Genomic DNA, 12,278 nt, shown 5'->3' with positions numbered 1-12,278 from the left:
CTGTTTTTAATCGTATTAAATGAGTGAATGCAAGAAGAAATTTTAGATTATTTTGGGATATTTGTTTGCAACATTAAGGCGTGAAGGTCATTTCCCATATTGCCTTTAAGGGCATCATAGACCATTTTATGTTGTTGAACACGGGTTTTACCACGAAAACTTTCAGAAATAACTTCTGCAGCATAATGTTCCCCATCTCCAGCAAGATCACGAATTGTTACAGTAGCATCAGGAATGCCTTCACGAATAAGCGTTTCAATTGCATGGGCACTCATTGCCATCATTATTCTCCTATGTTGTTCATTTTTTTATAAAGGCTGTTTAAGAGAAAAACAATTTTTACTCTTCACCCATAAATTGTGGAAACCAGTTTTCATAGGCTTTTGTGAGTTTGTCTATAGAAAGTTTTAGTATTCCATCTATATCAAGTGCATCACCTGCAACTTGACCTAGCTCTGTTAAAGAAACTGCACTTATTTGTGCGAGCTCTTTAAGACTATTAAGAGAGTGAGGTTTGACGGCTAAAAGATAACGTCCTTGGTCTTCTCCAAAAAGTTCTGCATGATGGGGTGATTTATTGCTTAATTTTACTTTGATTCCTTTACCTGCTTTAATCACCATTTCAGCAAGTGCTATCGCTAATCCTCCGTCAGAAATGTCATGAGCAGCATGAACAAAACCACGATGTATGACATCTCGAATAAATTGACCATGCTTTTTTTCAAGTTGTAAATCTACAGGGGGGGGGGCACCTGCATCAATATTTAAAATGTTACGTGCATAGATTGATTGTCCTAAATGGGAGCCACAATTTCCTACTAAAACAAGAATATCTCCATTTTGCATACCACTTATTGTTACCATTTTAGACCAATCATTAAGAAGACCTACACCAGCAATTGTGGGGGTTGGAAGAATGGCATCCCCATTTGTTTCGTTGTAAAGAGAAACATTGCCTGAAACGATAGGAAAATCGAGGATTCTACAAGCTTCTCCTATACCTTTAATAGCAAAAAACAGCTGTCCCATAATTTCAGGTTTTTCAGGGTTACCAAAATTGAGATTATCTGTAGCAGCCAGTGGTGTTGCACCTGTCGTACTAATGTTTCGCCAGCATTCTGCGACAGCTTGTTTTCCTCCTTCATAAGGGTCTGCTTCACAATAGCGAGGTGTTACATCAGAAGAAAAAGCAAGAGCACGTTTGCTGTTGTTTCCTAAACGGATAACGCCTGCATCACCTCCTGGACAAACAAGGCTATTTCCTTGGATAAGAGTATCATATTGTTCATAAACCCATCGCCGAGAACTTTGATCAGCAGAATTCAATAAGCTCAGAAGCGCATCACCAAGATTTTCAACTTTTTTGACGTCTTCTGCTTTCAAGGATGTTTTTTTTGCCGGCTCACTCCAAGGACGATCATAAACAGGCGCTTCATCACCAAGCTCTTTGATGGGAAGATTGACAACTTCTTCCCCTTGATGAGATACACGAAAACGTAAATCATCGGTTGTTTTCCCAATGATAGAAAAATGCAGCCCCCACTTATGAAAAATTGCTTCTGCTTGCTTTTCTAGTTCTGGTTTAAGAACCATGAGCATGCGCTCTTGACTTTCAGAAAGCATCATTTCATAGGCTGTCATGTTTTCTTCTCGAACAGGAACTGTATCGAGATTAAGCTGTATCCCTAGATTTCCTTTTGCACCCATTTCAACGGCAGAAGAGGTAAGTCCTGCTGCCCCCATATCTTGAATAGCAACTACGGCTCCAAGTTCCATGAGCTCTAAACATGCTTCAAGAAGACATTTTTCTGTAAAAGGATCACCTACTTGAACAGTTGGGCGTTTTTCACTGATTGAATCATCAAATTCAGCAGAGGCCATTGTTGCCCCACCGACACCATCACGTCCTGTTTTTGCACCAAGGTAAACAACAGGGAGTCCGATGCCTTGTGCTTTAGAATAAAAAAGGGCGTCTGTCTTTGCAATACCGGCGACAAAAGCGTTAACAAGGATATTGCCATTATAACGCTCATCAAAATTTACTTCTCCACCAACCGTTGGAACACCAAAAGAATTGCTGTAACCACCTATTCCAGAAACAACACCAGAAACAAGATGGCGTGTTCGTGGGTGATCAGGAGCACCAAATCGCAATGCATTTATAGCAGCAACAGGACGGGCTCCCATTGTAAAGACATCACGTAAAATACCACCAACACCTGTCGCTGCACCTTGATAAGGTTCAATATAAGAAGGATGGTTATGGCTTTCCATTTTGAAAACAACACATTGTCCTTCGCCAATATCAACAACACCAGCATTTTCACCAGGTCCTTGGATGACACATTTTCCTTCTGTCGGAAGAGTTTTTAGCCATTTTTTAGATGATTTATAGGAACAATGCTCGTTCCACATTGCAGAAAAAATTCCTAGTTCAGTAAATGTGGGTTCTCTACCGATTAACGTCAGGATACGTTGATATTCATCTTCTTTTAGCCCGTGTTGTGCAATGAGTTCTGGTGTAATAGTGATGTTATTGCAAGGCTTCATGAGTATTTATCCGTCAAATTAATCGAAATTTAGTATTTTTATTTTTTTACCTAGCAGCTTATATTATAAACAATAATGTTGTTTAATAATAAAAATATTTATAGACAGTAAGCTAAAGATTTTGTCCGTTTGTTTGGTGGGATTTAAGACTAAAAATGGTCTTAAATAATTATGTGTTTAGAAAATAATATCCATTGTTGTTTGTGAAGAGCTTTGTTTATAGATTTATGATGCGAGAAATGGTATAAATCCTTGTTTTTTTAAATTATGGAGCGCGAGTACTTTTGCAGCATTATCCATTTACTAACTCTAAAGCACTTTGAAAAAGTAAACGACCGTCAGTACCTCCGTGGGCGGGTTCAATAAAGTTTTCAGGATGGGGCATCATACCAAGAATATTACCAACTTTATTAACAATACCAGCAATATCTTTCATTGAGCCGTTCGGGTTTGTATTTTCTGCATAGCGAAAAACAATTTGTTCATTGTCTTCCATTTGTTTCAATGTTTCACTATCAACAAAATAATTTCCGTCATGATGGGCAACAGGACAACGAATAATTTGTCCTTTAGAATAATATCGAGAAAATTTTGTCTTGGCGTTAACGACTTCAAGTTTGATTTCACGACAAACAAATTTTAAAGAAGCGTTACGCATTAAAGTACCGGGTAATAATCCTGCTTCCAACAAAATTTGAAATCCATTACAGATACCTATTATTGTCGTACCTTCTTGTGCTTTTTCACGAATGGCTTTTAAGACGGGAGTTCGCGCTCCAATTGCACCACATCTTAAGTAGTCGCCATAGGAAAAACCACCAGGAATAATAATAACATCTACATCTGGAATTGTTGTTTCTGTTTGCCAAATTTTTAGTGGCTCAACTCCCGTTATATGATGTAATGCTGCAATCATATCTCGATCACGATTTAATCCAGGAAGTTGAATGATGGCAGTTTTCATGAGCGTTTCACTTACAGAAGTTCGATTGTATAATTTTCAATGACAGTATTTGCGAGTAACTCTTCACACATTTGTTCAAGTTTTTTCTTTGCAGTTTCAGAAGGTAGATCATCAAGAACAATATCAAAAACCTTTCCTTGACGAATAGATTGAATGCCTTCGAAAGCCAAACTTTTTAAAGCACCGACAATCGCTTCTCCTTGTGGATCAAGAACGCTTTCTCTTAAAGTAACTGTAATGCGTGCTTTCATTTTTTGCTTCCTGCTTTTTAAAAGAACCTCTCCTTTGAAGAGGGGTGTTTGTATAAGGTGATGTTTTTTACCTTGTTTTTACTTTACGAGAACGGGACCACTTGGTCGTGTTGGTTCGTTTTCATTTATAATACCAAGACGTTTGGCAACTTCTTGATAGGCATTAATAAGCCCTCCCATATCACGACGAAAACGGTCTTTATCCATTTTTTCTTGTGTGTGCATATCCCATAGTCGTGCAGAATCAGGAGAGATTTCATCAGCAAGAACAATGCGCATTGTTTCATCTTCCCACAGGCGACCAAATTCCATTTTAAAATCAATTAATTGGATGTTAACACCGGCAAAAAGCCCAGAAAGAAAATCATTAATACGAATTGAAAGTTGCATGATATCTTCTATCTCTTGTGGGACAGCCCACCCAAAAGCTGTGATATGTTCTTCCGTTACCATAGGATCATCGAGAGAATCATTTTTATAGTAGAATTCAATGATGGATTGCGGAAGCGGGGTTCCTTCTTCCAGTCCTAAACGCTTAGCAAGAGAGCCGGCAGCAACATTGCGAACAACAACTTCCAACGGAATGATTTCCACCGCTTTAATAAGCTGTTCGCGCATGTTTATACGTTTGATAAAATGTGTTGGGATGCCCAAACGTCCAAGATGGCTAAAAATATGTTCCGAAATTCGGTTGTTTAAAACCCCCTTTCCGTCGATAATTTCATGTTTTTTTGCATTAAAGGCAGTTGCATCATCTTTAAAAAATTGAATATAAGTCCCTGGTTCAGGTCCTTCATATAAAATTTTAGCCTTGCCTTCATAAATACGGTGGCGACGATTCATCATGATTCTCTATTTATCTTGAGAGGTTTTTAATAACATTGATAAATGATACTATCCTAATTGATAGAATTTCTCAATGATATTGCTATGATACTTTTATAATTTTTATCATTACACGTTTATCCAAAGGTGAAGATACATAAGCGATGAGAAAGAAGATCACCTCTTTTGGATCAAATTTTTGCAAGAAAGTGAGAGAGGACCATAAGCCCTTCAGGCCAAGGTCCGTGTCCGGATTCTGCGTTAATATGGCCAGAATACCCAGCATCAACAAAGAGTGATCCCCAATCATTGGCAATTTTTTCTGCTACTGAAAATTGACAAAACTCATCGTTGCGACTGGCTATGACAATAGAAGGAAAAGGAAGCTTTTGGCGATGATAGGGGCCAAATGTCATTAAATGTTTGGGACGTATTTTTTCATTGGCGACATCTGGAGGGGCAACAAAGAAAGCGCCACAAATTTTTTCTGTATTGTGTACAGTTGCATGAATAACACTGGGAACTCCTAATGAATGAGCAATAAGCATAACAGGTCTTTGAGCTTTTGCGATGGCGGTTTTAACTTTGTTAACCCACTCTTCACAAACAGGCTTTGACCAATGGAGTTGTTCAATGCGGCGGGCTGTCGACAATTTTTTTTCCCAGCGTGTTTGCCAATGATCTGGACCAGATCCTTTGTAGCCAGGAACAATAAGAATATCGAGTTGATTTGCTTTCATGAATTGTTTTCTTTGTTACAACAGATTTTTGATCATAGGTGGAATGGATTTTGGTTTTCTATGTCGCTTTATTGTTCTTCAAAAACACGTTTAAAAATCGTATTGATATGTTTGGTGTGGTAAGAAAGATCAAATTTTTCGCGAAGCTCTTCTTCACTTAAAGCTTTGGTAACATCTTTATCGTTGAGGAGTTCTTCTAAAAAATCTTTTCCTTGTTCCCAAACTTTCATCGCATTTCGTTGTACAATCCGATAAGAATCTTCACGACTAATCCCTGCTTGTGTGAGTGCTAAAAGAACCCGTTGTGAGTGAACAAGACCGCGGAATTTATTGAGATTTTTTTGCATATTTTCTGGATAGACAATGAGATTTTCAATGACAGATGTGAGGCGAGAAAGAGCAAAATCAAGTGTAATAGTCGCATCTGGAGCAATATAACGCTCAACAGATGAATGGGAAATATCACGTTCATGCCAAAGAGCTACATTTTCCATGGCTGGGAGTGCAAATGCACGTACCATACGGGCTAATCCAGTTAAATTTTCTGTTAAAACTGGATTACGTTTATGAGGCATTGCCGATGAACCTTTTTGCCCAGGTGAGAAATGTTCCTCTGCTTCAAGAACTTCTGTTCGTTGTAAATGGCGTATTTCTATTGCTAGCCTTTCAATAGAGGAAGCAATAACACCAAGTGTTGCAAAAAACATAGCATGACGATCTCTTGGTATTACTTGGGTGGAAACCGGTTCAGCACGCATCCTCAAGGCTTTTGCTACATGTGCTTCAACGCGTGGATCGATATTTGCAAAAGTTCCTACAGCTCCTGAAATCGCGCAAGTAGAAATTTCTTCTCGTGCGGCAAGAAGACGTTTGCGACAACGGGAAAATTCAGCGTATGCAAGAGCAAACTTGATTCCAAATGTTGTCGGTTCGGCATGAATGCCATGACTCCGCCCAATGGTGATTGTCTCTTTATGCTCAAAAGCCCGTCTTTTTAATGCTTCAAGAAGTTGATCTATATCCTCTAGCAAAATATCACTCGCACGCATCAATTGAATGTTCAGCGTTGTATCGAGAACATCAGATGATGTCATGCCTTGGTGGATAAAACGTGCTTCTGGTCCAATGAATTCAGCTAGGTGGGTTAGAAATGCGATAACATCATGTTTGGTAATTGCTTCAATTTCATCAATGCGATTGATATCAAATTTAGCTGCTGCCCCTTTTTCCCAAATGACTTTGGCGGCTTCTTTCGGAATAATCCCTAATTGAGCAAGGGCATCACAGGCATGGGCTTCAATTTCAAACCAAATACGATATTTTGTTTCAGGAGACCAAATTGTTACCATTGCAGGGCGGGAATAACGTGCGATCATCATTTTTTTCCTTGTTGTGAGAGGATTGCGGCTTGCCGCAATGCATTAATACGTGTTTTGTAAAGCTCTTTATTTCCATCTTTATAAATTGCAGAGCCTGCGACAAATACATTTGCACCAGCTTTTGCAGCTATCCCAATTGTATCAACGGTGATACCACCATCAACTTCAAGATCAATAGGGCGGTTTGCAATCATGCTTTTAACGCGCTTAATTTTATCTTTTATTTCTGGAATAAAACTTTGTCCACCAAAACCGGGATTGACCGTCATGATGAGAATGAGATCTAATTGATCAAGCAAATATTCAAGGATATGTTCAGGGGTGCTTGGATTGAGTGCGATTCCTACTTTTTTCCCCATTTTTTTGATTGTTTGTAATGAACGATGAAGATGTGGACCTGCTTCAGCATGAATAGTTATAATATCTGAACCTGCTTTTGCAAAAGCTTCTAAATAAGGGTCTACTGGTGCGATCATCAGGTGGACATCAAATATTGCTTTTGTTAATGGGCGCAGAGCTTTGACAATTTCAGGACCAAAGGTGATGTTAGGAACAAAGTGCCCATCCATAATATCAAGATGAAGCCAATCTGCACCAGCATCAACAACATCTAACATTTCTTGTCCAAGTTTAGAAAAATCAGAAGCCAAGAGAGAAGGCGAAATGAGATGTGCATGGGGCATTAAAATCTCCTTAGATTGGCAGTTTTTATCATATCGCTGTGTATACACAAATATTTTTTGTGTTATGACGGAAAAGAAAAAATATGTATTATAGGTCTTTTTATGGAAAGATTGCTTAAAATTTTAAAGCTTTATAAGTGAAAGATATGTCGAATCATAAAACATATTTGATGCCTGAACTTCAACATAAACATACTATTGCGGTTTCTTCCCAAGAATATCGAGATGCCATGAGTCTTTTTGCAGGAGCTGTGCATATTGTGACAACAAATGGTATTAAGGGAAGACGTGGGGTGACTGTTTCGGCGTGTTGTTCTTTATCTGATAATCCTCCAACCCTTCTTGTTTGTCTCATGCGTCATAATTTAAAGAATCAGGTGTTTATGGAGAATGGAAATTTTTGTGTTAATAGCTTGGCAGGAAAACATCGCTCATTAGCGGATGTTTTTTCGAGGCGTTGCAATTCTACACAAAATGAGCGTTTTGATGTTGCTCAATGGGGAGCTTTGCAAACGGGGGCGCCCAGTCTTTCAGACGCTCTAGCGTCGTTTGATTGTCGTTTGATTTGTTGGCACGAACACGCAACTCATTGTGTTTTGATTGGTGAGGTTGTTGCAATTAACTGTAATAAAGAAAAAGATGCTTTGATGTATTTGAAACGTGAATATCACACTTTGCCTTTATAAAGATTTTATTTTTTTGCATTGATGAAATGATTTATTGTTGCTTCATTTAGATTTTAAACAATGTAGAGAGTAGGGGAGGGATGGCTCTGATATCTGATTTCCTTCTTTTTAAGGTTTTTCAATAAGCGAGAAAAATGATTCTGGATGAGATTTGATCAAGAATCCAATCTACATAAAAAAGCGATCAAACCTAAACAGTGCATTTAGATATATTCGTCGATTGTTATGAAAAAACATTTTACTCTTGTGTTGATGGGTATTGCACAATATATAGACCGCACATAGCATATGTGGAGGTTTTTTATTGCATGAGCGAAGAGATTGATGGTCAATATCGCCCTAGTGAAGATGAGCCTTTTATGAATGAGCGGCAAAAGGCGTATTTTCGTGCTAAATTGGTTTCTTGGAAGAACGATATATTAAAAGAAGCTCGTGAGACTTTGGAAAATTTGCAGGAAGAGAATGTTGGTCAGCCCGATTTGACTGATCGGGCTTCTTGTGAAACTGATCGTACAATCGAATTACGTGCTCGTGATCGTCAGAGGAAACTTATTTCAAAAATAGATGCTGCTTTAGAGCGCATTGATAATGGGACATACGGTTTTTGTGAAGAAACCGGCGAACCCATTAGTATAAAGCGTCTTGAGGCTCGGCCGATAGCCGTTTTGTCATTGGAAGCGCAAGAACGTCATGAACGACGTGAAAGAGTTTATCGCGATGATTAAGGTTATTGAGATGATAAACAAACGAAATTCGTGGTGATAAAATTGTATATTTTATTTTTGAGGGGTAGGAATGAATAAAGATGGTTCTTGCCGCCCCTCAATTTCGGCGGTGATGGCTGAATCTTTTACTGCTTGATTCGTAAAAGGAGAGGGACTTTTATCCGATATATCGTTTCTTTCTGGAAGGGCGGAATTTAGATGTGTGTGTGTTTCTCTTTTTTGTATTTTTGATGTACCAGTAATATCAGATTCTACAACCACATCTGTTAATCCGCCAATAAGGAGCAAATGTTCTTTATTATCGCAACGGACTAAAACAAGGCGGCGTGCCCGATCTATAGAAATTACTTCACATAATGCTAATCGTGATAGACTTTTTTTTCTATTAATGCTGTATCTTCCCGTACCTAAGCGACGTAAAAACACGATAATTACGGTAATAGCTGCGATTGTTATTATAAAAAGCAAAAAGCTTATCGTTATGTTTGCAGCAGATACACCTATTTGCTCTGATAACCAGATATACATAGATTTTCTCCCATTTTGGATGGAAATATTATTTTTTATTGAGATAAATTTATAAACATACCCTCAAAAGGTTCACTTATAATGGTAAGAAATAAACTTTTGAATATTAAGCGAGCTTATCTTAGATAATATCATAGTATATACTTTATAACAACATAACAACGAATATAAAGGAAGTTTTGTGACATAAGAAATAGCTATAAGCTAAGGCAAAGAGAGATGGATAAAGATTTTGAGAATAATGAAAGATCAGCGTCTTCGTTTCATCGGAGAGTTGTGATTTTTGGTGTTGTTTTTGTATTAGGTTTTCTTTTCATTGTGGGTATTTTAGGTTTTTTTTATACACAAAACTATTTGCAACAGGCGATATCAATATCTTTTTTGATTCTAGCAATGATCGGTGTTGCAACACTCGTTTTGTGTGGAATGGGAATTTTAAGATATCATGTGTGGTCGCATGAAGATTTTGATTTTAGCATCTTTAATAGGAGCGATGATACAATTGTAATCTCTGATCTTTCTGGTTTTGTTTATTATTCTAATAAAAACTATCGAAAAATTCTGACCTATAAGCCTGAAGTGTCTTGTTATAGGGTTATTGCGGATCTTCCAGGAGCTGGTGCACTCTCGTACCGCTTAAAGGTTGCAGCCTGTAATAATCTTGCAGCGCAAGAGGAATTAAGAGTAGAACAGCCAATTTTTACTGATTCTACACCAAAAAAATCTGTTTGGTATAATATTTCCGTTCAACCTATCACAAAACAGAAAAAAAAGCTTTTATTTTGGCGTATTACTGATATTTCGCACTTACAACAAACGCGAGAAGTTTTTTTCTCGAACCTTCAAGAGGCTATCAATCACTTGGATCAAGCTTCTATTGGTTTTGTATCCGTTAATAGACAAGGAACTATTCTTTATGCCAATGCGCCTTTTGCAGAATGGTTCTCAATTGATTTAGCGAATTTCTCAATTGGTCAACATAATTTTGATTCGTTATTTGATAGCGTTGGCGCTAAGAGCTCATGGAGTGATATCTGTTTGCAAACCAACAGATATCAAAGTTCAGGTTACTCTTTACCTTATAGGTTTTCGTTATGTTTAAATTCACACACGACTTGTGAGAAAATATTCCATTGTCTTATATCTGTTTCTTCTCTCTTAGAAGAGGAGGCCATTTATCGTATTGTGATCATTCCACAACAAATACAAAAAGAAGAAGATGATCAATTAAAATTACCCAGTATATTAGGAGAATATTTTGATGCTAGTCCTTTTGCAATAGCTGTGGTGGATCATGCAGGGCAATTGGTTCATATGAATAAAGCTTTTTCATCACTTACGGGATGTATGGACAAAGCTGTCAATTTTTATGATGTTATTTCTCGTCGTGATTGTGTGCAGTTAGAGCGTTCTTTTCAGAGAATTGCGACAAATAAAAATTATTTTGTTTCTCTAGAAACTGTTTTAGAAAAAAATGAAGAATGCCATTTACGGCTCCATATTATGTCTGTACCGCCCTATCACGGTGATGCATTGCAAGATTTGCTTATTATCTCTGTGATTGAAACAACCGAACAAAAAACTCTTGAAGATAAAATGATGCAAAGTCAGAAGATGCAAGCTGTAGGACAATTGGCTGGCGGCATTGCTCATGATTTTAATAATGTTTTAACAGCAATTTTAATGTCGTGTGATCTTCTTTTAAATACGCATCGTAGTTCTGATCCTGCTCATGCTGATCTGATCAATATTAAAAACAATGCTAATCGTGCAGCTGCTCTTGTCCAGCAATTATTAGCTTTTTCTAGAAAGCAAACACTTCGACCTGAAGAAGTTGATTTTACTGAATTTTTATCAGATATCCGCAATCTTATTTTACCACTTTTGGGGAATAATATTCAGTTAAAAATTATCCATGGAAGAGATTTGTGGAGCGTTGAAGTTGATCAAGCATCTTTTCAGCGTGTTATTATGAATTTGGTTATTAATGCGCGTGATGCCATGTTAGATGGAGGTATTGTTACGATTGCGACAAATAATATTACAAAGCAACAAAGTGCTGAACTTAATCATCTTGGATTAGCAATTGGCGAGTATGTGCAATTGACTATTTCAGATACAGGGGCTGGTATATCTGCTGCTATACAAGAAAAAATGTTTGAGCCATTTTTTACAACAAAAGAAGTTGGAAAAGGAACAGGACTTGGTTTATCAATGGTTTATGGAATTATCAAGCAGAGCGGTGGGTATATTTATTGTGAAAGTAAAGAAGGTGAAGGAGCAACATTTCATATTTTTCTTCCCCGTTATATCCCCAATATAAAAGGAGAAATTTCTCAAAAGATTGAAAAAGATGAAGAGAAAGATAAAAATATAGACTTAACAGGATCTGCGACTGTTTTATTGGTTGAAGATGAAGATGCGGTCAGAATGGGGGGGGTAAGAGCTCTTCAAATGAGAGGATATACGGTTTTAGAGGCAGCAAGTGGGGTGGAAGCACTCTCTATTCTTGAGGAACAAAAAGGAGATGTTGATATTATTGTTTCCGATGTGGTGATGCCAGAAATGGATGGACCCACTTTATTGAAGGAAGTCCGTAAAAACTATCCTGGTATCAAATTTCTTTTCGTTTCTGGATATGCAAAAGATGCTTTTGCTAAAAATCTTCCACAAGATGCTGTTTTTGGTTTTTTATCTAAACCTTTTACACTCAAACAGTTAGCTCTAACAGTTAAAGAAACACTTTCGTCATGAGCAAAAAATTATGCAATAGAAAATTGCGTATTTTAAGATTTTTTAGGCGAAATACGAGAGTATTTTGATAAATAGTGTTTATGATAATGTCATAGAACTGAATAAAGAAGAATTTTGAAAATGAACTAAAATTCAAAAACACCACATATTTTGTGCAAAAATTTATGAAGAGATGGACTCTATTATGTCAACA

Annotated in this window: 12 protein-coding genes; 3 read left to right on the top strand and 9 right to left on the bottom strand. The window is 37.3% G+C overall.

Annotation, left to right across the window (positions count from 1 at the left end; genetic code table 11):
* Positions 1-47: 47 nt before the first annotated feature.
* The 8 genes from ACFIL2_RS05700 to rpe form a co-directional block, all read right to left on the bottom strand.
* Entirely contained in the window at positions 48-281 is a 234-nt protein-coding gene (locus ACFIL2_RS05700; RefSeq protein ID WP_005773427.1) for a BolA/IbaG family iron-sulfur metabolism protein, read from the bottom strand.
* Positions 282-339: 58 nt separating this feature from the next.
* Complete coding sequence (gene purL / locus ACFIL2_RS05695; RefSeq protein ID WP_375680597.1) at positions 340-2,550, bottom strand: phosphoribosylformylglycinamidine synthase subunit PurL; 2,211 nt, start codon at positions 2,548-2,550, stop codon at positions 340-342.
* Positions 2,551-2,842: 292 nt separating this feature from the next.
* Positions 2,843-3,514 (bottom strand): phosphoribosylformylglycinamidine synthase subunit PurQ, encoded by a 672-nt coding sequence (purQ, locus tag ACFIL2_RS05690; protein ID WP_375633167.1) that lies wholly within the window; start codon positions 3,512-3,514, stop codon positions 2,843-2,845.
* Between the two features lie 11 nt (positions 3,515-3,525).
* On the bottom strand, positions 3,526-3,765 hold the full coding sequence (gene purS / locus ACFIL2_RS05685) for a phosphoribosylformylglycinamidine synthase subunit PurS (RefSeq protein WP_375611546.1): 240 nt from the start codon (positions 3,763-3,765) through the stop codon (positions 3,526-3,528).
* Between the two features lie 78 nt (positions 3,766-3,843).
* On the bottom strand, positions 3,844-4,608 hold the full coding sequence (gene purC / locus ACFIL2_RS05680; protein ID WP_375634487.1) for a phosphoribosylaminoimidazolesuccinocarboxamide synthase: 765 nt from the start codon (positions 4,606-4,608) through the stop codon (positions 3,844-3,846).
* A gap of 173 nt (positions 4,609-4,781) precedes the next feature.
* Positions 4,782-5,330 (bottom strand): RBBP9/YdeN family alpha/beta hydrolase, encoded by a 549-nt coding sequence (locus tag ACFIL2_RS05675; RefSeq protein ID WP_375634476.1) that lies wholly within the window; start codon positions 5,328-5,330, stop codon positions 4,782-4,784.
* Positions 5,331-5,398: 68 nt separating this feature from the next.
* Positions 5,399-6,706, bottom strand: a complete 1,308-nt coding sequence (gene purB, locus ACFIL2_RS05670; protein ID WP_375617806.1) for an adenylosuccinate lyase — start codon at positions 6,704-6,706, stop codon at positions 5,399-5,401.
* Positions 6,706-7,392 (bottom strand): ribulose-phosphate 3-epimerase, encoded by a 687-nt coding sequence (rpe, locus tag ACFIL2_RS05665; RefSeq protein ID WP_375680596.1) that lies wholly within the window; start codon positions 7,390-7,392, stop codon positions 6,706-6,708. Before rpe ends, purB begins: the two co-directional genes overlap by 1 nt.
* A 146-nt stretch (positions 7,393-7,538) precedes the next feature.
* On the opposite strand from rpe, the gene ACFIL2_RS05660 reads away from it, so the two are divergent.
* On the top strand, positions 7,539-8,078 hold the full coding sequence (locus ACFIL2_RS05660; protein ID WP_375606632.1) for a flavin reductase: 540 nt from the start codon (positions 7,539-7,541) through the stop codon (positions 8,076-8,078).
* A 308-nt stretch (positions 8,079-8,386) separates the two neighbouring features.
* Complete coding sequence (gene dksA, locus ACFIL2_RS05655) at positions 8,387-8,803, top strand: RNA polymerase-binding protein DksA (protein WP_015856486.1); 417 nt, start codon at positions 8,387-8,389, stop codon at positions 8,801-8,803.
* 51 nt (positions 8,804-8,854) lie between these two features.
* Here the strand turns inward: dksA and ACFIL2_RS05650 are convergent, their stop codons facing one another.
* The gene (locus ACFIL2_RS05650; RefSeq protein WP_375634478.1) at positions 8,855-9,331 is read right to left on the bottom strand and encodes a hypothetical protein; all 477 of its coding nucleotides are present in this window, start codon (positions 9,329-9,331) and stop codon (positions 8,855-8,857) included.
* Between the two features lie 219 nt (positions 9,332-9,550).
* Here ACFIL2_RS05650 and ACFIL2_RS05645 point away from each other — a divergent pair, with 219 nt between their 5' ends.
* A complete protein-coding gene (locus tag ACFIL2_RS05645; RefSeq protein ID WP_375680595.1) occupies positions 9,551-12,085 on the top strand; it encodes a response regulator in 2,535 nt (844 codons plus the stop codon).
* Positions 12,086-12,278: the final 193 nt, after the last annotated feature.

Origin of the sequence: Bartonella sp. AP30XZML (assembly GCF_042195945.1) — a bacterium.
In the GTDB taxonomy this organism is placed as follows: domain Bacteria; phylum Pseudomonadota; class Alphaproteobacteria; order Rhizobiales; family Rhizobiaceae; genus Bartonella.
This window is presented reverse-complemented; position numbering and strand designations above follow the sequence as displayed.

Bases quoted from the DNA above. Each gene is read 5' to 3' on its own strand.
- ACFIL2_RS05700 (WP_005773427.1), bottom strand. From the start codon at position 281: ATGGCAATGAGTGCCCATGCAATTGAAACGCTTATTCGTGAAGGCATT.
- purL (WP_375680597.1), bottom strand. From the start codon at position 2,550: ATGAAGCCTTGCAATAACATCACTATTACACCAGAACTCATTGCACAA.
- purQ (WP_375633167.1), bottom strand. From the start codon at position 3,514: ATGAAAACTGCCATCATTCAACTTCCTGGATTAAATCGTGATCGAGAT.
- purS (WP_375611546.1), bottom strand. From the start codon at position 3,765: ATGAAAGCACGCATTACAGTTACTTTAAGAGAAAGCGTTCTTGATCCA.
- purC (WP_375634487.1), bottom strand. From the start codon at position 4,608: ATGAATCGTCGCCACCGTATTTATGAAGGCAAGGCTAAAATTTTATAT.
- ACFIL2_RS05675 (WP_375634476.1), bottom strand. From the start codon at position 5,330: ATGAAAGCAAATCAACTCGATATTCTTATTGTTCCTGGCTACAAAGGA.
- purB (WP_375617806.1), bottom strand. From the start codon at position 6,706: ATGATCGCACGTTATTCCCGCCCTGCAATGGTAACAATTTGGTCTCCT.
- rpe (WP_375680596.1), bottom strand. From the start codon at position 7,392: ATGCCCCATGCACATCTCATTTCGCCTTCTCTCTTGGCTTCTGATTTT.
- ACFIL2_RS05660 (WP_375606632.1), top strand. From the start codon at position 7,539: ATGTCGAATCATAAAACATATTTGATGCCTGAACTTCAACATAAACAT.
- dksA (WP_015856486.1), top strand. From the start codon at position 8,387: ATGAGCGAAGAGATTGATGGTCAATATCGCCCTAGTGAAGATGAGCCT.
- ACFIL2_RS05650 (WP_375634478.1), bottom strand. From the start codon at position 9,331: ATGTATATCTGGTTATCAGAGCAAATAGGTGTATCTGCTGCAAACATA.
- ACFIL2_RS05645 (WP_375680595.1), top strand. From the start codon at position 9,551: ATGGATAAAGATTTTGAGAATAATGAAAGATCAGCGTCTTCGTTTCAT.